At 64.5% G+C, this 22,558-nt stretch carries 23 protein-coding genes; 7 read left to right on the top strand and 16 right to left on the bottom strand.

The annotated features are described in order from the left end of the window. Positions 1-3: 3 nt before the first annotated feature. Both H3H55_RS33405 and H3H55_RS33400 read right to left on the bottom strand, forming a co-directional pair. Complete coding sequence (locus tag H3H55_RS33405; protein ID WP_193102508.1) at positions 4-576, bottom strand: TRAP transporter small permease; 573 nt, start codon at positions 574-576, stop codon at positions 4-6. Further along, entirely contained in the window at positions 573-1,559 is a 987-nt protein-coding gene (locus H3H55_RS33400; RefSeq protein WP_193102507.1) for a TRAP transporter substrate-binding protein, read from the bottom strand. The genes H3H55_RS33405 and H3H55_RS33400 overlap by 4 nt, the downstream gene beginning before the upstream one ends. Positions 1,560-2,137: 578 nt before the next feature. On the opposite strand from H3H55_RS33400, the gene H3H55_RS33395 reads away from it, so the two are divergent. Continuing rightward, positions 2,138-4,294 carry a glycoside hydrolase family 28 protein gene (locus H3H55_RS33395; RefSeq protein WP_193102506.1) on the top strand — a complete coding sequence of 719 codons (2,157 nt, stop codon included), beginning with the start codon at positions 2,138-2,140 and terminating at the stop codon, positions 4,292-4,294. 78 nt (positions 4,295-4,372) lie between these two features. Here the strand turns inward: H3H55_RS33395 and H3H55_RS33390 are convergent, their stop codons facing one another. Then, the gene (locus H3H55_RS33390; protein WP_226800672.1) at positions 4,373-5,458 is read right to left on the bottom strand and encodes a helix-turn-helix transcriptional regulator; all 1,086 of its coding nucleotides are present in this window, start codon (positions 5,456-5,458) and stop codon (positions 4,373-4,375) included. Between the two features lie 411 nt (positions 5,459-5,869). Here H3H55_RS33390 and H3H55_RS33385 point away from each other — a divergent pair, with 411 nt between their 5' ends. After that, positions 5,870-6,982 (top strand): histidinol-phosphate transaminase, encoded by a 1,113-nt coding sequence (locus H3H55_RS33385; protein ID WP_193102504.1) that lies wholly within the window; start codon positions 5,870-5,872, stop codon positions 6,980-6,982. A gap of 66 nt (positions 6,983-7,048) precedes the next feature. On the opposite strand, the gene H3H55_RS33380 is transcribed toward H3H55_RS33385, so the two are convergent. The 3 genes from H3H55_RS33380 to H3H55_RS33370 form a co-directional block, all read right to left on the bottom strand. Continuing rightward, the gene (locus H3H55_RS33380) at positions 7,049-7,300 is read right to left on the bottom strand and encodes a hypothetical protein (protein ID WP_129517442.1); all 252 of its coding nucleotides are present in this window, start codon (positions 7,298-7,300) and stop codon (positions 7,049-7,051) included. A 426-nt stretch (positions 7,301-7,726) separates the two neighbouring features. Then, on the bottom strand, positions 7,727-8,779 hold the full coding sequence (locus H3H55_RS33375; RefSeq protein WP_193102503.1) for an ankyrin repeat domain-containing protein: 1,053 nt from the start codon (positions 8,777-8,779) through the stop codon (positions 7,727-7,729). A gap of 95 nt (positions 8,780-8,874) precedes the next feature. Beyond that, complete coding sequence (locus tag H3H55_RS33370) at positions 8,875-9,363, bottom strand: RidA family protein (protein WP_193102502.1); 489 nt, start codon at positions 9,361-9,363, stop codon at positions 8,875-8,877. A gap of 282 nt (positions 9,364-9,645) precedes the next feature. On the opposite strand from H3H55_RS33370, the gene H3H55_RS33365 reads away from it, so the two are divergent. Then, positions 9,646-9,945, top strand: coding sequence for an H-NS family nucleoid-associated regulatory protein (locus H3H55_RS33365; protein ID WP_048249039.1), 300 nt, complete (start codon positions 9,646-9,648; stop codon positions 9,943-9,945). A gap of 159 nt (positions 9,946-10,104) precedes the next feature. On the opposite strand, the gene H3H55_RS33360 is transcribed toward H3H55_RS33365, so the two are convergent. The 4 genes from H3H55_RS33360 to H3H55_RS33345 form a co-directional block, all read right to left on the bottom strand. Further along, positions 10,105-10,437 (bottom strand): cupin domain-containing protein, encoded by a 333-nt coding sequence (locus tag H3H55_RS33360; RefSeq protein WP_129517445.1) that lies wholly within the window; start codon positions 10,435-10,437, stop codon positions 10,105-10,107. A 106-nt stretch (positions 10,438-10,543) separates the two neighbouring features. Then, complete coding sequence (locus tag H3H55_RS33355) at positions 10,544-11,140, bottom strand: nucleotidyltransferase domain-containing protein (RefSeq protein ID WP_193102501.1); 597 nt, start codon at positions 11,138-11,140, stop codon at positions 10,544-10,546. Positions 11,141-11,390: 250 nt separating this feature from the next. After that, on the bottom strand, positions 11,391-12,146 hold the full coding sequence (locus H3H55_RS33350) for a pentapeptide repeat-containing protein (RefSeq protein WP_226800670.1): 756 nt from the start codon (positions 12,144-12,146) through the stop codon (positions 11,391-11,393). A gap of 266 nt (positions 12,147-12,412) precedes the next feature. Further along, on the bottom strand, positions 12,413-13,336 hold the full coding sequence (locus H3H55_RS33345) for a LysR family transcriptional regulator (RefSeq protein ID WP_193102500.1): 924 nt from the start codon (positions 13,334-13,336) through the stop codon (positions 12,413-12,415). Positions 13,337-13,403: 67 nt separating this feature from the next. On the opposite strand from H3H55_RS33345, the gene H3H55_RS33340 reads away from it, so the two are divergent. Then, positions 13,404-14,021 (top strand): LysE family translocator, encoded by a 618-nt coding sequence (locus H3H55_RS33340; RefSeq protein WP_193102499.1) that lies wholly within the window; start codon positions 13,404-13,406, stop codon positions 14,019-14,021. An 82-nt stretch (positions 14,022-14,103) separates the two neighbouring features. Here H3H55_RS33340 and H3H55_RS33335 read toward each other — a convergent pair whose 3' ends face one another. Beyond that, positions 14,104-14,736 carry an FMN-dependent NADH-azoreductase gene (locus H3H55_RS33335; protein WP_193102498.1) on the bottom strand — a complete coding sequence of 211 codons (633 nt, stop codon included), beginning with the start codon at positions 14,734-14,736 and terminating at the stop codon, positions 14,104-14,106. Positions 14,737-14,868: 132 nt separating this feature from the next. Between H3H55_RS33335 and H3H55_RS33330 the strand changes: the two genes are divergently transcribed. Continuing rightward, positions 14,869-15,747, top strand: a complete 879-nt coding sequence (locus H3H55_RS33330) for a LysR substrate-binding domain-containing protein (protein ID WP_193102497.1) — start codon at positions 14,869-14,871, stop codon at positions 15,745-15,747. A gap of 75 nt (positions 15,748-15,822) precedes the next feature. Here the strand turns inward: H3H55_RS33330 and H3H55_RS33325 are convergent, their stop codons facing one another. Then, the gene (locus H3H55_RS33325; RefSeq protein WP_193102496.1) at positions 15,823-17,298 is read right to left on the bottom strand and encodes a coniferyl aldehyde dehydrogenase; all 1,476 of its coding nucleotides are present in this window, start codon (positions 17,296-17,298) and stop codon (positions 15,823-15,825) included. Positions 17,299-17,397: 99 nt separating this feature from the next. Between H3H55_RS33325 and H3H55_RS33320 the strand changes: the two genes are divergently transcribed. Both H3H55_RS33320 and H3H55_RS33315 read left to right on the top strand, forming a co-directional pair. After that, complete coding sequence (locus H3H55_RS33320) at positions 17,398-18,051, top strand: TetR/AcrR family transcriptional regulator (RefSeq protein WP_193102495.1); 654 nt, start codon at positions 17,398-17,400, stop codon at positions 18,049-18,051. Between the two features lie 132 nt (positions 18,052-18,183). Beyond that, positions 18,184-18,867 (top strand): type 1 glutamine amidotransferase domain-containing protein, encoded by a 684-nt coding sequence (locus tag H3H55_RS33315; RefSeq protein WP_193102494.1) that lies wholly within the window; start codon positions 18,184-18,186, stop codon positions 18,865-18,867. A gap of 30 nt (positions 18,868-18,897) precedes the next feature. Here the strand turns inward: H3H55_RS33315 and H3H55_RS33310 are convergent, their stop codons facing one another. From H3H55_RS33310 to H3H55_RS33295, 4 genes are all read right to left on the bottom strand, one after another. After that, complete coding sequence (locus H3H55_RS33310; RefSeq protein ID WP_193102493.1) at positions 18,898-19,377, bottom strand: MerR family transcriptional regulator; 480 nt, start codon at positions 19,375-19,377, stop codon at positions 18,898-18,900. A gap of 128 nt (positions 19,378-19,505) precedes the next feature. Further along, a complete protein-coding gene (locus tag H3H55_RS33305) occupies positions 19,506-20,750 on the bottom strand; it encodes a saccharopine dehydrogenase family protein (protein WP_193102492.1) in 1,245 nt (414 codons plus the stop codon). A gap of 43 nt (positions 20,751-20,793) precedes the next feature. Beyond that, a complete protein-coding gene (locus tag H3H55_RS33300) occupies positions 20,794-21,711 on the bottom strand; it encodes an acetoacetate decarboxylase family protein (RefSeq protein ID WP_193102491.1) in 918 nt (305 codons plus the stop codon). A gap of 156 nt (positions 21,712-21,867) precedes the next feature. Next, the gene (locus H3H55_RS33295; protein WP_193103093.1) at positions 21,868-22,548 is read right to left on the bottom strand and encodes a glutathione S-transferase family protein; all 681 of its coding nucleotides are present in this window, start codon (positions 22,546-22,548) and stop codon (positions 21,868-21,870) included. Positions 22,549-22,558 lie beyond the last annotated feature (10 nt).

Here is a 22,558-nt window from a genome sequence, read left to right as displayed (position 1 = left end):
GCGTTATTGTCTCGACGAGGGACGACGAAGCGCGAGCAGGTGCTCGAGCGAGAAGAGGACGATCGCGATCGCCGCGGGCATCGCGATCAGGTAGCGCACGCCTTCGGGCAGCCCGATGATCGGAATGCGGTCGCCCATCGTCTCGGCGGCCATGCTGCCGCAGCCGACCATGATCATGATCGCGAACGCGATCAGGCTCAGGTGCTGGATCGCGACGACCACGGTGCTCGCCTTCGGCGGCAGCCGGCGCACGAGCGAATCGAGGCCGATATGGCCGCCGTCGCGCACCTTCATCGCCGCGCCGAACATCGCGATCACGATCACGAGCAGCAGCGCGATCGGCTCCACGAAATCCGGCGCGTTCTCGAACACGTAACGCATCACGACCGCGTAGAACACCAGCACCGTGAGCACCGCGAGACAGAGCGATGCGATCACGGCCAGCACGCGGAACAGCACGTCGTTCACGCAACGCAGAAACGGCGCGGCGTGCGGCCGCGCCGGCGCCGCGCCGTCCGGGGCGGCGGCCGACGAACCCGCGGCCGCCGCGCTGTTCAGGGAAGTGCGACGCGTCACTTGGTCGCCTCGATCTCGTCGACGATCTGCTTCATCTGCGGCGTCTTCTCGTACTTCGTCCACAACGGCTGCATCGCCTTCACGAACGCCGCGCGATCGATCTGCGCGGCCGGCAAAATTTTCGCGCCGCCCTTCGTCACCGCCTGCTGCGCGGACGCCTCACGCGCCGTCCACAGCTTCTGGTAGTACGGCACCGAATCGGCCGCCGCCTTCTTGATCGCCGCCTGCTCCTGCGGCGACAGCGTGTCCCAGATCTTCTTCGAGAACACCAGCACTTCAGGCGTCATCGCGTGCTGCGTTTCCGAATAGTCGGGCGCCACTTCGTAGTGCTTCGTTTCCTCGTACGACGGCATGTTGTTTTCCGCCGCGTCGACGAGGCCCGTCTTCAGGCCCGTGTACACCTCGGCGAACGGCATCGGCGTCGGCGTACCGCCCATCGCCTTGATCTCGTCGACCATCAGGTCGGACGGTTGCACGCGCACCTTCAGCCCCTTCATGTCGGCCGGCGAGCGCACCGGGCGCTTCGCGTAGATCGAGCGCGCGCCGCTCTCGTAGAACGTCAGCGCGATCATCCCCTTCGCCGTGAACGCATCGAGGATCTTCTGGCCGGCCGGGCCGTACATCGCCTTGCGGAAATGGTCGACGTCGCGGAACAGGAACGGGAACGACGGGATCAGCGATTCCGGCACGATCTCGTTGAACGACGCGCCGTTCACGCGCGCCATGTCGATCGCGCCGATCCGGACCTGATCGACCGTGTCCTTCTCGGAGCCGAGCGCGCTGTTGCCGAACACCTTGATCGAATCCTTGCCGCCCGTCTGCTTCGACAGCTCGTCGCCCATGAACTTCACCGCCATGTTGGTCGGGAAGTTGTCGCCGTGCACGTCCGCCGAGCGGAACACGCGCGCCTGGGCGGACATCGCGAAGCCGGCCATCAGCGCGACGGCCAGGGCGGTACGGGAGCCGGTGAATCGGTGCTTCATGGTGAGTCTCCTTGATGGTCGATCGTTGTTGTGTGGCGATCCGCCGGCATGCGCAGGCTTCCGCGCCGTGCTCGCTGACCGCAGAGTCATACGTCGTATGACGTGTTGACGCGAATGTACGTCGGTTAATCGTTTAACTCACTTGGTGCATACCCCTATAACCACTGCCATCACGGGCTTTCGGTGTGTTTCGAGGAATCGTTTTCTCTGTTCTGGCGATCTTTAGCGAAACGTTTTCCGGAAATGGGTGCGCATTCGAATCGGGCACCCGGCACGGCTGTTTCGTCACACCAACAGGCAATCTTCCGCTTCGCTTGATAGCGTTATAGGATGACTGACCACAAAACGGACATGCCGCCGCGATGCCACGAGCACGCGCCGGCCACGCATCGCGCGCGGCGCGATCGCGCCCGTGGCGCCCTCCCCGACGATCCGGGCCGGAGGCCCGCGCCCATCTGCTCCACGCGTTGCCGGCAGCACGGTCAAGCCGCGCCCGCCGCGATGACTCGCCCTGCGCGACCGATCCGATACCAACCCGGCATCGCCCACAACCGATGCTTCATCAGGAGATATTCGTCATGACATCCCTCATTTCCCGGCCGAACGTGCGCCCGCGCGTGCTCGGCCTGCTCGCGGCGTTGCTCGCGACAGCGGCCGCGCTGAGCGCATGCGGCGGCGACGACCCGAGCCCCAGCGGCGGCGGCGTGGCGTCCACCGCACCGCCCGCCACCAGCGTATTCCAGGTCGGCACGACGACCGTCGATGCGAACCTGCCGGCCGAACCCGCGCTGCCTGCCGATACGCAGGTCTGCAGCACGCTCGAAGCCGGCAATACGCTCGTGAGCCGCCCCGACGGCTCGCTGCCGCCGGAGGCCGACCCGTCGATGGCGGGCGTCGGCAAGGCCGTGTCGCCCGCCACGGCCAACCCCGACCAGGCGCGCATCCAGGCCGCGCTCGACGCGTGCGGCGCGGCGGTGGACGCCGAGGTCGGCGCAACGATCGCGGCCGCGGACGCCTCGGCCACCGCCGCGCAGAAGGCGGCCGCCGCACCGAACGTCAATATCGCCGGCGCGTCCGGCGAGGAACTCGCGAAACCCAAATACCGCGCGAGCAAGTTCGCGGTGCGTCTCGTCGTCAATCACGCGGGGGCCGGCAACAGCTTCATCAGCGGGCCGCTGACGCTGCCGTCCGGCGTGACGCTGTGGATCGACAAGGGCGTCACGCTGTACGCGTCGCGCGACGTGAAGGCGTATTCGCCGAACGTCGCCGGGCCGTATTGCGGCAACACGGCGGTCAGCGCGACGAAGGCCGGCAGCTCGTCGAACTGCGCCGCGCTGATCACCGGCACCAACCTCGTCAACGCGGCGGTGGTCGGCGACGGCCGGGTCGACGGGCGCGGCTACGCGGAGCTGGTGACGTCCGATGCGAAATATCCGCTGATGAAGGTCGACCTGACCTGCTCGAACACCTACGCGGCGTACAAGGGCGGCACCGTGGCGCCGGACGGCACCGCGTGCGACGACGGCGGCACCGTCGTCGATTCGAAATCGCCGGTGCGCAACATGACGTGGTGGGATCTCGCGTATCTCGGCAACATGGTGCAGAACGGCACGACGGGCGTCGCGTCGCAGTCGAATTTCCGGCTGATGGTGTTCAACTACGCGAAGAACCTCACGCTGTACCGCATCACGCTGAACAACAGCCCGAATTTCCACGTGGTGCCGAGCGGCGTCGACGGGCTGACGATCTGGAACGTGAAGGTGCAGACGCCGACGCTTGCCGCGTTCGCGAACCCGGCCGGCAACGGCAACCCGCTGTACAACGGGCAGACGTTCAACGCGGACAACGTGAAGAACACCGACGCGTTCGACCCGGGCTCCGCATCGAAACCCACGTCGGCAGCGCTGTCGACGGGCAGCACGACGACCTCCACCGGTGCGATCTCGTTCGACGGCTACCTGAAGAACTTCGTGTTCGCGTACAACTACGTGAGCACCGGCGACGACGACATGGCGCTCAAGGGCAGCAACAACCCGGCGCCCGCCGGTTCGGCGCTGTTCGGCATCGACGGCAATCGCGACGTGCGCGCCGATCGCAAATGGGGCGTCGTGATCGCGCACAACCACATCTACTGGGGGCACGGCATCTCGATCGGCAGCGAGACCAACGGCGGCGTGACGAACGTTCAGGTCTACGACAATTCGTTCCAGGATTCCGAGGAAGGGCTGCGGATCAAGTCCGACTATGCGCGCGGCGGCGAAGTGAGCAACATCCGCTACTCGAACATCTGCATCCGCGACGCGAAGAACGCGCTGCTGTTCACGCCGTACTACAGCACGAAGGCCGTGCCGGCGAGCGGCCCGCTGTATCCGAACTTCCACGACATCTCGCTCGCGAACGTCGTGATCGAGGGTACGGCCGGCGTGAAGCTGCAGGGGTTCGAAGCGAATACCGGCGGCTACGGCGAGCCCGCGTTCCCGCTCGTGATGTCGTTGAGCGACGTGGTGGCCGACACGCCTGACGGCATCTCGACGATCGCGTCCGACGCGAACCTCACGCTGCACAACGTGAACCTGCCGGTGTTCCCGTCGACCGCGAACCGTGTCGTCGTCAACGGCACCGCGACCCATACGATCGATCCGGCCAGCGTGCTCGACTGCAGCAAGGCGTTCGTCGACTTCCCGGGCATCGACCAGTCGAACCCGTTCGGTTCGACGTGGGCACCGTCGCTGTAACGATCAGACGATCGGCGCCTCGGGTTTCCCGCGTTCACGCGGGAAACCCGTTGCGGATGTCCGACGCTCGCCGCGCCGTCACGTCTGCATGACCAGCGACGTCAGTTGCGACGCACGCGCCACTTCCGTCTTCGCGTAGATCGACTTGATCTGCGTGCGGACCGTGCCGATCGACACGCCGCGCAACGCCGCGCATTCCTGCGGCGACAGCCCGTCGCAGCACAGCAGCACGGCGAGATCGGCTTCGGCCGACGACAGGCCGTAGAACACGCGCAGCCGCTGCGCGCGGGCCGACGGCGACCGCAGGTCGGCGGCCGTCATCAACGCCGCGACGCCGGAGCGTTCGCGCGCGAGGCGCGATTGTCCGGGAATCGGCATCAGCGCAAGCGGCAACGGTTCGCCCGTCGCGCGCCGCAGCAGCAACCCGCCGCGCGCGAATGCGTGCCGCCACTGCGCATCGTCGATGCAGCCTTCCGGCGCGAAACGCCCGTTCAGGATCCGCATCGCCGGTTCCGCCGCAATCAGTTGATCGGCCGCGCGATTCGTATAGCGCAGCTCGCGTTGCTCGCCGAGCAGGAACACCGGCACCGGAATCGCATCGAGCGCCGATTCCGCGGCGGCCACGCGCGCCTCGAGTTCCCCGATGCGCGCCTGGATCCGCAGCGCGCGGCTGATATGCGCCCCCATGATTTCGATGGTGCGGCGCTGATCGTCGGAAAGGCCTTGCGATTCGGGGCCGCTCTGTACACTGAGGAATGCGCCGGTGCCCTCGCCGCGATGGATATACAGGCCCGAGATGCTGCCGAGCCCGTAAGGATGCAGGAATTCCTGATAGAACACGCTGTGCGCGCGCTCTTGCCGAGACAAGTGCTTGACGTCCTCGAACCAGCGGCCTGCCGGCCAGTTGCCGGCGATCGGCACGACCGGGTCGTACCGGTAGAACTCGGTGTTGTAGGTGCGGTAACACGCGGCAACCCAGGACGGATCGTCGCCCGCCGCCTGCTCGATCGCAGGCACCCTCGCCGCTTCGTCGAACGACAGCAGCGTGACCATGCGCACACCGACCGACGATCGCAGCCCGTCCAGCACCGTGTCCCACCGTTGATCGCCCAGTGCCGCGGCGTACAGGTCATCGACCCACGCCGATGGAATCAAACCGTTCATTTGCATCTGGCCACCCCGCGCCGTGCGTTTTTGTCGAACGTCTTTGGCGAATCTTACTCAATCGGCGGCATCGTTCAAATTACCCGTCTGCGTTTGATCGAAATACCACGTTTGTTACCGTTTCTCGTCTGACGTAATGGCCACATTCTGTCGGCGCGTATCGCGCGGGCGGCTTTTCATCCGGATCAGGGTATGCCATGATGCAGCGCATGACGATTCGAAACGCCACCCCCTCGCTGCACCATCACCACGGACGCCCGCTGTCGCGCCGTGGTTCGTTTCGCATCTAGAGATTGAATCGGGTCTTTCCCGATCAAGACAACGACCAAGGCGCCTCCGGCGCCTTTTTTGTTTTTTGCCGCCTTAAAAACCCGCTGCGCGGATCGATCGATAACGTACGGAGTGTTTTCAATGCAACAACCCTGGAAAGAAATCGCCTTGTCGGATTTGCCGCTCCGGGAGGACCTCAAGTTGCAGCACGCGTACGGGGCGCCGCAGCTCGATGTGCCGGTATGCCTGAACGTCAACGAGAATCCGTATCCGCCGTCGCCGGCGCTCGTCGAGCGCATCGCGGCCGCGGTGGCCGACGCGGCGCGCGCGGCGAACCGCTATCCCGACCGCGACTTTGCCGAGCTGCGTGCGCATCTGGCTGCTTATCTGACGCACGACACCGGCGTGACGCTCGACGCGTCGCGCGTCTGGGCGGCCAACGGCTCGAATGAAGTGATCCAGCAGATCCTCCAGGCATTCGGCGGCCCGGGGCGATCGGCGCTGGCCTTTACGCCCGCGTATCCCATGTATGACGAATACTGCCGGACGACCTTCACGCGCCTGCATACACTGCCGCGCACCGAGGATTTCACGCTGGACCTGAATCAGGCGATCGACAGCATCCGCGCGCACCAGCCGAACGTGATCCTGCTGACGTCGCCGAACAACCCGACCGGGACCGCGCTTCCGGTCGACACGATCCGCGCGATACTCGACGTCGCGCCGGGCGTGGTGGTCGTCGACGAAGCGTATGCGGAGTTCCGGCGCCACGGGGTCCGCAGCGCGGTGACGCTGCTGCCGGACCATCCGCGGCTCGTCGTCACCCGCACGTTGAGCAAGGCGTTCAAATTCGCCGGTGGCCGTGTCGGCTATTGCGCATGCGCGCCTGCGATCGTCGACGCGCTGAAGCTGGTTCGCCTGCCCTACCACCTGTCCGCTTTTACCCAGGCGGCTGCCTGCGCGGCGCTGGTTGCCCGTGACGAGATGCTGTCGCAAGTGGAGGCGATCAAGGCCGAGCGCGATTCGATCGTCGGCTGGCTGCGTGACCACGGGCTCGCGGTGGCCGATTCCGATGCCAATTTCGTGATGTTCGGCAAGTTTGCGGATCGCCACAGGATATGGAGCGGACTCCTGAGCCACGGAGTCCTGATTCGCGAGTCGGGCCCGCCGGAATACCTGCGCGTATCCGTCGGTACCGCTGCGGAGATGGCCGCGTTTCGTGCGGCCCTGCTTGCCGTGATGGCGCTCGAGTGAGCAACGGGCAAGACGATCGACGATACGATGGAGCGCGCGCGTTTAGCGCATTGTCCGACGATGCACTTACTTCATCGCCGCAAACCGCGATTCCATCTCGTCGATCTTCGCGAGCACGGCTTCGCTGAGCTTTCTGACGTGGTGCGGCACATCGGGCGCCGACAGCAGTTCCTCGATTCGCCCTCGCCAGTAACTCGGGTGCCTCACGCGCCCCGCGCCCGACATCGACACGTCGTCGGCGAGCGTCTCGCTTGCCAGGAGAGCCACCATTCTCTGGATGTGAGAGAGCTCTCGTTCCACATAGTCTCGTGCCAGCATATTGATTGAAATTCCCCGAAATGCGACGTCAGGCCTTCCGTCATCAACGCGCCATCGTGCCGCGATGCAAACGACCCACCACACACGTTGCGCGTCATCGTACGCAGACGCTGTGTCAGTAAACCGCGCGGGCGCTTACAGAATTCGACGCGCAATGGCAGGCCTGTCCGCTTGTTCTCGTGACATCCGGTCCCCGATGCCCTGTTGTCCATCGTAGGCGTACCGCACGGCGATCGCATCTCCAAAAGTGGGGATGCCGGCCGATATTGGCGCAGCGGCGGTTTCCGGAAATTACCGGGAGCGGGGTGAATGACTTGAACGACCTGCCGCCGGTGCACGGCGATCGTGCAAATCGGCAACACGGATGTTCCGCACGCACGGGCGTTGTGCACGATCACGTATCGCGCCGTGCGTGACGGCGCGTTGCTATCGCCGATAAGGCGGCGGCGCGAGTTCGAGCGGGTCAGGGTTCAGGCGCACCCACGCGACGGCCAAGCGACACAGTTGCGCCGGGTCGCCCGACTGACGCTTCACGTCCTGCACGACCGCTTCCACGTCTGACAAATCGGCCGCCGGCAGCGACGTGCCGGTGCGCACGAATGCCGCGAACGCATCGGCCATCTTGCGGAAGTCCGCGTCCCAGTTGCAGCCTCCGTTGTGGTCGAGTTCATGCGCGATGCGGCCCGAGATCCGGATGAGTTCGCCTTGCACCGTCGCCGCATGCCCGGTTCCCGGCACCAGTTGCTTCCACAGTGCCTGATGCTGCTCCTGCCACGAGCCGGCCGCGACGATGATCGGCGCCCGGCCGTCGTGCAGTTGACGGCGCGGCACCGGCGGCACATCGAATAGCGCATAGAGCCGGTCCAGCGCGGCGCTGGCCGCGTCGACGGATTCCGGGTTGAAGCGCTCGCGCATGAACTCGAAACGCTCGCCGATCTCCGTGACGCTGGTTTGCATGCGCGGCGTCTTCGCCGCGCCGGCGTCGAGCAGCACGTCGGCGAGCGCCACCATGTGTTCCAGATCCGCATTGCCGCAGGTGCGCAGCGCACGCTCGAGCGGCGTCTGCCCGTCGCGGTTCAACGCGTCGACGCGCGCGCCGTGCTCGAGCAGCACGCAGGCGGACAACGCATTGCGCGAATCGGCCGCGGCGTGCAACGCGGTGCCGATCGACGCTCCGTCGTCGTGAACGTCCGCGCCGAGTTCGAGCAGCACGTCGAAGCGGCTGCGGCGACTGCGGGCGCGCGCGTGCAGCGCCGTGTTGCCGTATGCGTCGGCCGCGCCGATATCCGCGCCCTGCGCAACGAGCCAGCGCGCGAGATCATCGGGGCAACGATCGAACGACAGCGTGGTCCGCTTGCTCGGCCCGCCGCGTGCGTTCACGTCGCAGGTATCGAACACCGCCTGCAGCTTCGCGACATCGCCTTCGTCGAGCAATGTTTCAAAGTCCTTCGGCAGCAGTTTCTTTTTTGCTTTCGGCATTGCGGGCCTCCTGCCATCGCAGAAATGCGCATCATGCGCCGGTTGTCTGACTGTTTTGCGAAGCGGCCCGCGCGCGAGATCCGGCTCGCGAAGAATCAGTGATCGGCATTGCCACGCTGCAATCCGAAAATGAAATCCGCTTCCACCGACGCACCCTTGGGCAATTGCAGCACGCCGACGGACGAACGCGTATGAACGCCCGCATCGCCGAGCACCGCATACAGCACATCGGATGCGCCGTCGGCCACTTCGCTTTGCATCGTGAAGTCGGGGGCGCTCCGCACGTAAACGGTCATCCGGGGAACAGACGCTATCGCATCGAGCGTGCCACAGTGCTTTCGAACCAGCGACAGCGCACGCAGCGCCGATATGCCGGCAGCACGGCGACCGTCGTCCAGCGAAACGGATTCGCCCACGACGCCGACGAACCGCACGACTTCCCCCACGCGCGGAATCTGCCCGGCAATGTAGGCCGTGCTCCCGTCGACCAGAACCGGCGTGTACTTTCCGCCGATCCTGATTTCCTCGTCCGGATCGAATCCGAATTCGGCGGCGACCTGTGTCAGCTTATCGTCCCTGTTCATCAGTGAATTCCCCGATATGTCAGAAAGAAGTAAAAGAATAATTGAGTCTTCCGCGCTTGTCCCGAAAGAGAAAGCCGGCCGCGAACGACCAAAGAGACGCGACCGGATTGCGTCGCGGGCGCAGGCAATCATGTGTGCATTCGCCAAAGCGATGCACTTTTCAGGTGTTCGAAACAGTCTTGCACGCCATATCGATGGCGAATTGCGTTGTAGAAGAGAATTTCCTCATCATTTCCGCTTTAAACCGCTATCATGTGTGTACACAACCCCAACGAGCGATATATGGCGACTTACAAGGAACTGAAAGCCCAAATGGAAGCTTTGGCCGAGAAAGCCGAAGCCGCGCGCGCCGCGGAATTCCAGTCGATCGTCGACGACATCCGCGCCAAGGTCGCGGAATTCGGCATTACCGAAAAGGACATTTTCGGTGTACGTCGAGGCCGGTCGGCCAAGCAAGCGGCGGCACCCGTGCAGGCGAAGTATCGCGATCCGAAGTCCGGGGCAACCTGGTCGGGCCGCGGTCGCGCGCCCGCATGGATCAAAGATGCGAAGAATCGCAATCGATTCCTGATCCAGGAATAAGATTCTCGACGCGTACCGGCGCGCAATTCAGCGCGTTGTCCGGCGATTTGGGCATCGATACCGGCGGTATTCAAAGACCGCGCCGGGTTGATGCCGTTTTGCCGAGTCCGGCTCATGGCCGACCGTTACGCGTCGAGTCGCATCCCGGCCAATCGTGATTCAGCGTTCGTAATAAACAGCAAGCCACACGGTTTGCTCGTCTTCGTGCGTCCACGCGACGCGATGGCGGTTATGCGGCTCGATCAGCACGTAGTCGCCCGGGCGCATGTCATGCCGTATCGAACCCTCTTCGAACTCGAGCACGGCCGCCCCCGACAGCAGCACGACCCATTCGGCGCGCGAGTCGTCATACCAGAACCCGTCGGGGCTCGCGTGTCCCATCGACACGATCCGTTCGACATTCAGACGCTGCCCCGTGACGAGGATATCGATCCGCTCGTCGCCGCCGCGCTCCCCTTCCACACTGAACAAATTTCCGGTTTGAAGCTGCATGGCTCACCTCATCGTTGACCCTCGTGTAAAGGGCTGCGGTTTAAAGATGCCCGGGAAATATTCACTTTAGTCCAACGGCTGCCATTGAAGGAAACGCGATTGGCCGTCAAAGCATCCGCGCCCATTCATTGCCGGGGTGGAGAACATCCAGACAGTCTTTCAGCCACGTGCGTTCGATAACCGGCAGTTTCGGTAATGCACTGTCGAAATCCCGCTGGTCTTTGGGACGCCGATCGCGGGCCTTGAACAGCAGTACCGCGGAGGGATTCAGAAACGGGATGCCGTCGGCGGTTCTCATCACCATTTCGGCACGCGGCCGCTTGAACGATGGATCTCGTTTGTAGGCCCACCATTCGGGTGTACCCGGCTCGATCATCATATCGATCCGCCAACATTCGGCAACGCGATCGTATCCCCAGAATTGCATGATGCCGGATGGCGCGCGTTGGTTTTCCGGCAGTTTCTCGACCACGCCCGCATGGGCCGTATAGAACTCCAGATCACCGAACGCCTGCCGGAATCTGTCGAAGTCTTCTCGTAAAATGGTGAATTCCAGATCGCCGTGTTCGCGTGTTTGCGCGCCATGCCAAAGATCGAGTGCCCATCCACCGACGACGCACCATGGCAAATGAATATCGCTCAACCGTTGCGTGAGCACGTCCGGTTGCCATGCGTTCCACGCCTCGTGGTCGGGAATAGTCATTTGAGTACGCGTCCTGCTGGAATGATCCGCATTAAACAATGCGTGCCGAAATGAATCTGCAGACGGCGTGCAATCATTGCACGCGAGCCACTTGTTGTTCTTGATCGGTCCATTCATGCTGGCCGAATTCATGGGCGTAAACCTGCCTGCGTCACTTCGCATCGAATAGCGCTGTGTTCAGGAATTCGGGCGGAGACGGCCATCCGCCCGCCGCGGTCGAACGCTGCGTCGACCGCGTGCCCGACGAGATTCACATCACGCGCACACCGCAATTGCCGATCAGCATGACCGCTTGATCGACGGAGAGGATCGCCCCTGTGAAATGAAGCAATACATCGGATAAACGCAGGCCGGTCAAGTCTGTAGAGCGCAGGTCCGCGCCGTCGAACCGCGTGTTGTGCAGGCGCGCATTGCCGAGGCTGCCGCCCTCGAATACGGCATCGCGAAAATCACAATCGGACAGGTCCGCATCGGAGAAATTCAATGCTTCGAGGGTCTGCTTCCGGAACGACAACCCGCTGAGATTGGCGCCCACGAGCAAGGAATCGTGGAAGCTGAGCCCCAGCGCCCGGATGTCCGTGAAACGGGCTCCCGTCAGCCTGACCTCCGTAAAGACGGTCGATGCAAGCTTGGCGCCGGTCCAGTCGGTATTGTTCAAATCGCTCCGGCAGAATCGGGCATCACTCGCATTGGCATACCGGAAATTTGCCGTGGCACCCTTGCAACCCAGCCAGCGGCTGCCCGTCAGATCGCTGTGCTCAAAGCGGGTCCGCTCGAAGTTGCACTGCGCGAATCGTGCCGCGCGGAAGTCAAGGTCGGACAGGTCCTGGCCGTCGAAGTCGCAGCGCTCGAAGGTCGGCCCGTCGCCGGATTGCTGAAGAACGCGAGCCAGTTCGTCGCGGCTGAAGTTCGTGTCGCTGAACACCGCCCCGTTACCGGTCGACGGATCTTTTACGTGTGTGCGCATTGGTGCAATTCCCCATGGATGGGAGGCGCGCAGCGTCATGTCCACAGTGCGCCCCCCTTGACTCGTGAAAGCAAGGTTGACGCCGCGGCATGGTTAGAACCCCTCGCGGGGCGCAGGAGATACCAACCTGCCACTCTATTTTCGGCGACACGAATTCTACCGCTCTCGCACTCGGCTTCGCAATGTCGACGAACGTTGTCGTCCGGGCCGGGGCAGACGATCCGGCAGCGCCAGCCGAAATCGGCCGGCACCGATACACTGGCTCCGCCCTTTGCCGGATCTTCGAACCATCCCTTCCGCATTCGTCAAACCATCGTCTTCAACCACGCGAGCAGCTCCGACTGCGCACTTCCCGCCGCGACGGCCGCCGGCGTCAGCAAGCAGTAGTGCGAGCCGTCCTCCACGAAACCCATCGGCGCGACCATCACACCGCTTTCGAGGTCATCGCGCACGAGATGCCACGGGCCGATGGCGACACCAAGCCCCGCGACGGCCGCCTGCAGACTGAAGTAGAAATGGTCGAACGTCTGCCGCCGCCCGCTCCCCTTCGGCTGATTCGCCGCCACCGCCCATTCCTTCCACGCGTCCGGCCGTGTCCGCGTATGCAATTGCGGCGCGTCCGGCTTCAACGCGCGAGCGCCGCGACGAGCGGAAAACCACGCATCGACTTTGTCCGGCCGGCAAACCGGCCCCACCCGCTCGGCGAACAGGCGTTCCGCGTGATACCCCGCCGGCCACGCAAAATCGTTGCGGCGGATGGCCATGTCGATGCCGCTGTCGAACGAGAACGGACCGCCCGCCGCAGCGAGATGGATGTCGACTCCCGCATACCGGGCCTGGAAGTCCGGCCAGCGCGGAATCAGCCAACGCATCAGCAGCGTCGGTTCGCACGACAGGACCCAACGCCGCGCCTGGGCGGCCTCGGTGCGCAATGCGTGCGCGGCGTGGCGCATCAGGCCCAGGCCATCATGGACAGCCTGGGCCAGCTTGCGGCCCGCATCGGTCAGGAACACACGACGGCTGCGGCGCTGGAACAGCGCCACGCCCAGGTCATCCTCGAGCAGACGCACCGCACGGCTGACCGCGCCATGGGTCAGGCACAGTTCGTCGGCGGCACGGCTGAAATTCTCGTGACGCGCCGCCGCCTCGAAACAACGCAACGCCATCAGCGACGGCAGGGTCGTACGGATCGACTGTGAGTCAATCTCACCATTCTGGTCAGAAATCATCGCTTTTCCCGATGGAATACGGTCCCTAAGATTGTGCCATGACGACATCAATCGAAAAGACAACGCGATGACGGAACTGATAGTTGTAGTCACCATTACGCTGCTGGCTGTCATCAGCCCGGGCCCGGACTTCGCGATGGTCACGCGCAACAGCCTGATGCTGTCGCGCCGATCGGGCGTGCTCACCGCGCTCGGTATCGGGCTGGGCGTGACGGTCCATGTGAGCTACACGTTGCTGGGCGTGGGCCTGCTGATCCGCCAGTCCCTGTGGCTCTTTAATGCCGTCAAGCTGATCGGCGCGATCTACCTGATCTACCTGGGCGCGAAGATGCTCATGACCCAGCCCGGTGACGGGAAAGCCGACGTGCGTGCGGCGCCGCTATCGGATCTGGCCGCGCTGCGCACCGGCTTCTTCACCAACGCGCTGAATCCCAAAACCACCGTGTTCATCGTCAGCCTGTTCATGCAGGCCGTGCGGCCCGACACACCGTTGATCGTGCAGCTCGGCTACGGCGCCTTCATCGCGCTGGCGCATGCCGGCTGGTTCAGCCTGGTGGCCCTGTGTTTCTCCGCCACGGCTGTCCGTGATCGCCTGCTGTCGCTGCGCCACTGGATCGACCGCACCTTCGGCGGCTTGCTCGTGGGCTTCGGCATCGCACTCGCCATCGCGCGCGGCGGACGCTGACGCACGTATCCGGGCCGCGCTTCGAAACGATCATCGGGCGCGATCCGCTGCCGTGCCACACGCGATGCGAAGCGCGGCAACGTCAGAATGTGTGCGCGATCACGCGGGCTTCGTCGATCGCGCGACTGCGATCGACCTGTCCGTCGGGACCGAACAACGTCCGCTCGACGACAATCCCCGTGACGTCTTTCACGCCCACGAACTTCAGCCAGGTTTCCATGTACGGGCGCTGAAGATCGAACTCGCCGGCCGGCGTAAACGAACCCGGCGCCTGATAACCGAGCCCACGCGCATAGACGACCGCCGCCTTCTTCCCGGCCAGCTTGCCGGCGAACCCCGAACCGTCGAACGTGAACAGCACATCCTTCTGCGAGATCACATCGATCAGGTGCTTGAGTTTGTACGGAATGCTGAAATTCCACAGCGGCACGCCGAACAGGAACTTGTCCGCTGCGTGGAAAGGCGCCGCGAGCTGTTCGATCCGCTGCCAGGCCGCCGCCTGCGCCGGCGTCAACGCCGTTCCGCTCAGCCCTGCGTATTTCGCGGCCAGCGCCGCTTCGTCGAATTCGGGCATCGCCAGATCCCAGATATCGAGCTTCTGTATCTCGTGGTCCGGATGGGCGTGCCGGTACGCATCGAGAAAGGCACTGCACACGTCGATCGACGCCGAATAGTCCTTGTTGGGTGAGCCTTCGATATACAGCACGCGCGTCATGGAGCCGGTCCTTGCCAAGAGTGGCGGCGACGCGCGACATGCGCGATCGCCCACTGCGATTCGCAGCGTATCGAGTCGGCCTATAATTTTGAAACGATATTAATTGATTGAATTAACCTGGATTGGTGATCAATGAATCCTCCCCTCGACACGGCGCTGCTTCATACGTTCGTTGCGGTTGCCGACGTGCGCAGCTTCACCGGCGCCGGTCACCGGCTGCATCTCAGCCAATCCGCGGTCAGCGCCCAGATCGTTCGTCTCGAGGAACAGCTCGGCCGGGCGCTGCTCGTGCGCAATACGCGCAGCGTCACGCTCACCGAGCACGGCCACACGCTGCTCGGCTACGCGCGCGCGATGCTCAACCTGAGCGAGGAAGCGAAGGCGAAGCTGGGAACCGGCGACGCAGTCGAGATCAAGCTGCGTATCGGCGCATCGGAAGACTTCGCGGGAGGCTGGCTTCCCGACGTGATGCGACGCTATGGCGCCGCGCGGCGCGGCTTGCGGCTGGATCTGACGGTCGACATCGGCGACAGCCTGTTTCGACGGCACGCAAACGGCGAATTCGATCTCGTGATCGGCAGCCGCTGCTCGCACTCGGGCCAGGGCGCGACACTGTGGCGAGAACCGCTCGTCTGGGCCTTTGCGCGCCACGAGCCGCTTCCCGAAGGCGATGTCCCGCTCGCGTGCTTTCCCGATCCGTGTCCGTACCGGGCGGCCGCCATCAAGGCGCTCGCGCTGGCCGGCATGCGCTACCGGATCGCCTGCGAAAGCCCGAGCGTCACCGGCATCCTCACGTTCGCGCGAGCCGGCATCGCGCTCGCCCCGGTACCGCGCAGTGCGATCGACGACACGCTCCGTGAATTGGGCGGGTCCGAAGCTTTGCCGGACCTGCCGGAAACGGAATTCGTGCTGATGCATGACGCCCGGATGCCGGCAGCCGCCGAATTCGCCGCGACGATCTTCGACGAAACTGCTGTTCGCACAGGAGCCGGCAAACGCAACCGGCCATAGCGCGTGGCCCGCGTGGAAATACAAACAGGGCATTCGCCTTTGGCGGCGATGCCCCGGCGCGGTGCCCCGCCCAACTCAGCGCTTTGCACTCAATCCAACGCGCCCTTCAGCCGGATCTCGATTCCGCCCAAGCAGCGCCGCCAGTGCAAAATCCGCGAGCTTGCCGAACGGCGCACGCAGCAGGCTCGGCAAACTCCAGCGCCCCTGCACGAACACGCCCTTGGCATGGCTCATCGCGCGGAATCCCTCGATGCCGTGATACGCGCCCATTCCGCTGGGACCCACACCGCCGAACGGCAAATCCTCCTGCGCGACATGCAGGATCGTGTTGTTGATGCCGACATTGCCCGACGTGGTTCGCTTCAGCAACGTATCGCAGTCACCATCCCGTGCGCCGAAGTAATAAAGCGCAAGCGGTCGCGGACGCGCATTCACGTAGTCGACGACCTCGTCGATCGTGCGATACGTGCGCACCGGCAGGATCGGCCCGAAGATCTCTTCCTGCATGACGGCCGTGTCGTCGCCCGCCCCGACGATCAACGTAGGCGCGAGCGTCCGCTTGCGGGTGGCCGCATGCTGCGGATTCACGCCCGCCTCGATCACGCGTGCGCCCTGGCTGCGCGCTTCGTCGACGAGACCCTTCAGGCGATCGTAATGCCGGTCGCTGACGATCGACGTGTAGTCCGGACTGGTCGGCCCGTCCGGATAGAAACGCGCGACCGCCGCATCGTATTGCGTGACGAACGCATCCAGATCGTCTTCATGCACGAGCGCGTAGTCGGGCGCCACGCAGGTCTGCCCGCCGTTCGACAGCTTGCCGAACACGATGCTGGACATCGTCCGGCCGTCGACATGCCCCCTCGCGACGATCGCGGGGCTCTTGCCGCCCAGTTCGAGCGTCACCGGCACGAGGTTCTCGCTCGCCGCCTTCATGACCTTGCGGCCCACCTGCGTGCTGCCGGTAAACAGCAGATGATCGAACGGCAGGCCGCTGAAGGCGGCGCCGACTTCCGGGCCGCCGAGCACGACCGCGACCTCTTCGCTCGGGAAGGTGTCCGCGAGCATGCGTCGCATCACCTCGCTGGTGCGCGGCGTCAGCTCCGACGGCTTGAGCATCGCGCGGTTGCCGGCGGCCAGCGCGGTCGCCAGCGGAATGAACGTCAGCGCGAACGGGTAGTTCCACGGCGCCATCACGCCCACGACACCCACCGGCTGATATTCGACGTGAGCCTGCCCGGCACGATAGAAGATGCCGACGTGCCGGCGCTGCGGCTTCATGAAGCGAGGCAGGTTGCGGGTCAGGTAATCGATCGCCTGGATCACGCCCACGAGTTCCATGATCGCGGTCTCGTGGCGCGAGCGATGCCCGAAATCGGCGTTGACCGCCTCCTCCACGTCGCGGCGATGGGCCAGCACCACGGCGCGCAGCCGGGCAAGCCGCGCCTTGCGCTGCTCCACGCTCGGCGGCCCCTCGGTCACGAACGCACTGCGCTGGCGGGCCAGCAACGCCGCCGGGTCGATGCTCGAGCTGGATTCTGCGGAAACGGCCATGGTGCACCTCACGAGGTTGCGTCGATGTAGACACTGTCAACTTGCGTGTCACGGATCATAGGACCACAATGTGTTCCATGTCAACATAGGAGCAACACGATGCCGTCAGACGCGGATGCGGACGCCGGGCAAAAGGCTTATCACCACGGGGATCTGCGCCGCGCGATCATCGACACGGCACTCGACACGTTGCAGGAGCAACAAGGCTGGCAGTTCACGCTGCGTGAAATCGCGCGGCGCGCGAACGTCAGCCACTCCGCGCCGTACCGCCATTTCCCGGACAAGGCCGCGTTGCTTCACGAGCTGGCGCTGATCGGCTTCGATCGCTTGCGCGACGATCTCGCCGCGTCCGTTGATCCCGCCGCGGGCGCACCGGACGTGCTGCTTGCGCTCGCTTATGCCCATCTCGCGTTCGGGCAGCGCCACCCGGATCTTTATCGACTGATGTTTGCCGCGGATGCCGGCGAGCCTTCGGATATCCATCTCGATCCGCGCGTGCAGGCGCCCTTCCTGCTGGTCGTCGACATCCTGGAGCACGGCCAGCGCGCCGGCACGATCCGCCCGCGCCCGGCGCTTGGCCAGGCGACCGCCTGCTGGGCGCACCTCCATGGCCTGACGATGCTCGCAATCGACGGGCGGCTGGTGCGCGAGAAGGTCGGCGATCATGCGATCGAGGATGCGCTGACGACCTTGCTCGACGGACTCGTGCTGCCCGAAAAACGCGCGCGGACGGTCAACGCGAAAAGGTCTTGACCTTGAACTTCGCTTGAAGGTTAAGGTTTGCCTCGGCAGCGTATCGAGGCCATCGGGTTGGGTTCTGCCATCCGACCATCCGGCGGTGCGTCGACGACGTCCGCCCGTGGCCGCTCAAGAGGAAATCGCATCATGACCACGCGCATCCTTCATGTCGTCAGCAACGTCGCGCACTACGCCGATCCGTCGCAACCGACCGGCCTGTGGCTGTCAGAGCTGACGCATGCCCACCACATCTTCGCGGCGCAAGGCTATGAGCAGCGGCTCGTGAGCCCCAAGGGCGGCGTGTCGCCGCTGGAACCGCGCTCGCTGAAATGGCCGCACGTCGACGCCGCCGCAAAGGCGTGGCGCGCCGACCCGGCCAACGAAGCGCTGCTCGCGACCACCGCGCGCCCCGACGAGATCGATCCGGCCGATTTCGATGCGATCTACTTCACCGGCGGCCATGCGGTCATGTGGGACTACCCGGACGATGCAGGGCTGCAGCGCCTCACGCGCGAGATCTACGAGCGCGGCGGCGTCGTGTCGTCGGTCTGCCACGGCTACTGCGGCCTGCTGAACACAAAGCTGTCGGACGGCTCGCTGCTGGTTGCCGGGCGCCGGATCACCGGCTACTCGTGGATGGAGGAAATCCTGGCCGGCGTCGCGAAGAAAGTGCCCTACAACGTCGAGCAGCAGATGCAACAGCGCGGCGCGCGCTACGAGAAGGCACTGCTGCCGTTCACGTCGAACGTGGTCGTCGACGGCCGCCTGGTGACCGGGCAGAATCCGCAATCGGCGAAGGCGACGGCCGAACAGGTCGTCGCGCTCCTGTGACGCGGCGGACGGGCTTGCGCCGGCGCGGACCTAAGTGCGGATCGTCCGGCGCGGCACCGGCTCGTCATGGGCGTCAGCGGTGCGCGCATCGCCGGCGTTCGCCGCATTCCCGGACGGGATCCTCGACAACAGCCTTTTCGCATTGGTTGCACAATCAACCGACTCCGGCTTCGCCCGGATTTCGGCGATCAGCGACACGACGTGCGCCTTGCTTCGCGCCAGCCGCGCCTCCAGCACCTCGATGTCTTCCACCTTGCGGCACAGCGCTTCCAGCAACGAACCGCATTGCCATTGCGTGAGATCCGACGGAATCAGCGTGCGAATCTCGTCAAGACTGAAATCCGCCTTCTGCGCGGCGGCGATCAGATCAAGCACCGTCACCGCTTCCTGCGGATAACTGCGATAACCGTTCGCTTCGCGTTCGACGAACGTCAAGAGACCGATGCGTTCGTAAAAGCGGATGCGCGAAGGGGTAAGGCCGGTGCGTTCCGCCAGTTCCCCGATCTTCATGTTGCCGCGACTCCCCGGCCGGAGCAGGTCCGGCCATTCGACCCACCGTGACAGTCAATGGTCTCCCCACATTGATTCGCAATCCGATCTTTATCGGCTTCCTTTCGAATAGCGAACGGACTGCGCGTTCAAATCACGTCGAAACGCAATCCCGCATGGCGCACCAAACGCTCGACAAAGCGCTCGTCAAACATCGTCGCAGGCGTCCAGAAGCCGCCGCCGCGCCCGGTCTTGTCGCCGTCGCGACCACAATCCAGCGCGAGACTGATCGCGGCCTGGCCCAGCATCTTGCCGGTGGAGCCGTAACCCGGATCGCGGTCGCCGGTGACTTTCACGCGCAAGGTCCGCCCGTCGTCGGCACGGCCGAAGAAACGCAGATCGTAGCGGCCGGCCAGTTGAGCCTCGGCGCTCGGCCCCTCGCCGGGTTTCGGCAGCAGGAAGCGCTCCATCAGCATGCGCACCGGCTTGATGATCACGCCCACCATGAACGCGCCGAGGCCCGCCACCATCGCCAGCGCAGTCAGGCGGCCTTTGAAGCCCGTGCCCGTCAAGACGGCTTCGTCGTAAGTGAACCGGCTGCCGTACGCATTGCCGGTCAGCGCATTGGAGCGGTGCACGACGCGCTCGTTGATGGCCGCCATCACGAACGGCGCGATCCACGCGTCGCAGTCGCGATCGAATTCGGCTGATCGAACCGCGTGCTGCCGCGCCGTGAAGCCATGACCTTTGGGGCACAGCGAATAAGGATCGAGCAGTTCCCGGCGCAACGCGGGATCGGCCGCGGCTTCCCGCACGACGTTGATCACGCTCGCCACGGTACCGCCCGACGCGCCGCCCTTCAGCGTCCGGACGCGCATCTTCACCTGCCCGGCCGGCGCGCCCCACTGCCGCCGCGCCTGTTGCTGCAGGAAGAACACGCCCATGTCCGACGGCACCGAATCGAAGCCGCAGCAATGAACGATGCGCGCGCCCGATTGCCGGGCCGCCGGCTCGTATTTTTCGATCATCCGCTTGATCCACTGCGTCTCGCCGGTGAGGTCGCAGTAGTCGGTGCCGGTTTCCGCACAGACCTTGACCAGCGGCTCCCCGTACAGCGCGTAGGGTCCGACGGTGGACACGACCACCCGTGTTTGCGCACAGAGCGCCCGCAATTGCGCTTCGTCGGCCGCGTCCGCGACGATGATCGGCAACGACTGCCCCGCCGCGCCCAGCGCATCCCTGACCTGCCTGAGCTTCGCTTCGGAGCGGCCGGCAATGGCCCAGCGCAGCGTCTCGCCCGAGCCCGACAGATAGTCGGACAGGTAGCGGGTCAGGATCTGCCCGACAAAACTGGTGGCGCCAAATACGACGAGATCGTGGGTCGGCTCGGTCATGGACGGTTCCTTCGGCGCGGGCGTGTCGCGGGCTGCCGTGCCGTTAGCGTTGTATTCCGGGTTCATCGAAGGTCTTTAAGGGCGTCGGCAGGTTCAGGACCAACTGCGCGTCTTTTACCACGTCGAGACGCATGATGGTGGACGCGCCGAGCCCGTCGAGCAACTGGCTCAGCGGGCCGCCGTGTCGCACCAGCTCGACGTTGCGCGGCAGCAGGCGCTGCGCGAACGATAGCGTATTGGTCTGCACCGAGGTCTGGTGCCATTCGCCGTCGATGCGATTGATCATCGTCGTCGTGCCCATCTGCGATTGGGACGCGACGTGGGTCAGCGCGGGCAGCGGCACACTCAGGCTCAGGTCCGGCCGTCCGCCCGGGCCGGCAATGCGGGCGCTTGCGGTGGCGCCGATGTTCACGTCGATATCGGCGAGCCACTTGGGCAACTGATAGCCGTGTACGCCGCGAACCCGCGCGATTTCCGTGGTAACCGGCAGCGCCAGCACATGCGCGAAGAAGCTCCGGCGCCGCATCGAGTCGATCAGTTCCAGCGCGTGCGACCCTTTCGCGCCGGGCCGACGGATCACCACCGCGACGGATACTTCGTCATACGGATCGTTATCGCAGACCGAATAGGAGAAGAACGTCAGCGCGACCAGCCCGCGCCCGGGAAGCGCACGCAACGGTTCGAGCGGCACCGGCAACAGGGTCCGCAGGCGGTCGAGCGGCGCAAGGAACAACAGCTGAATGCTGCTGGAACGGTAGTAGAAGTTCGGCGCCCAGGTCGGGCCGACCCGCGACGCCACCTGACGCTTCGGAATCCGGCGGAAAAAATCGATGTTTCCCGCGGCGGGATCGCGCGCCACCTCGTTCAGGTCCGGATTCATCCTGAACCGGTCGTAGTACCCGCCTTCGGGCACGTCGACCGTGTGCGGCCCGAATTCGACCTGTGTAAAACGCCTGTCCATGTCCGTTGCCTCTCGTCGATGATTGACCGTGGCAGGCAACACCCGAAGCCTGCTGATTCACTGCTGTCAGCAAGCACTCTAAGATTAAACTCAACTTTAAGGTCAAGGCCTCGAATAGAGGGGCAAGTCGGACTTCGTTGGCGCGACGGACGGCGGTCATTTTTCCCCGGACGACGGGTCCAGGCCGCGAAGAAAATCGGGCACCGCGTTTTCGATCGATTCCAGATAGCCGGCCATCGCTCCGGCGACCTTCCGGACGGCCGGACGTGCGGTCATCCGCGCACGCCACGCGAGCAGGTTGGGGGTCTCCGCCGTCATCGGCGCGCCCTTGCGCGCGCCGAACAACTGCGCCATGTAGAACGCAATGTCGGCGTAAGAATAGGTCCCGGCCAGAAATTCCCGATCGGCCAGCACACGTTCCATGCGTCGATAGTATTGCGACGCTTCGGCGCGCGCCGCCTGTGCGGCCGGATCGTCCGGCGTATCTTCAAGCCCCATCAGCCGGACGACGTGCGGAAAATAGATTTCGTCGCTGCAATGTTCGAGCTGACGCGCGATCGCCCGCGCCGCCGGATGCGCCGGCCATAACGCGGGATCGGGCTTCAGGTCCTCGAAATACTCGAAGATCTGCGTGGAATCGAAGATCTCCAGCGTGCCGTCCATCAGCACCGGCGCCTGGCGCTTCGGATTGATGCGCAGCACATCCGGATGCTTGGGGTCGTAGCCGCGAAGCTGGCTGAACGGCGTCATCACCAGCTCGAAGTCGATGCCCTTCTCGTGCGCCGCAATCTCGACCTTGGCGCCGAACATGCTCAGCGGCCCGGAAATGATCTTCATGGTTCGCTCT

It is taken from the genome of Burkholderia sp. Z1, assembly GCF_014893795.1.
In the GTDB taxonomy this organism is placed as follows: Bacteria; Pseudomonadota; Gammaproteobacteria; order Burkholderiales; family Burkholderiaceae; genus Burkholderia; species Burkholderia theae.
Note: the sequence above shows the minus strand (reverse complement) of the source record. Positions and strands in the feature narration are given on the sequence as shown.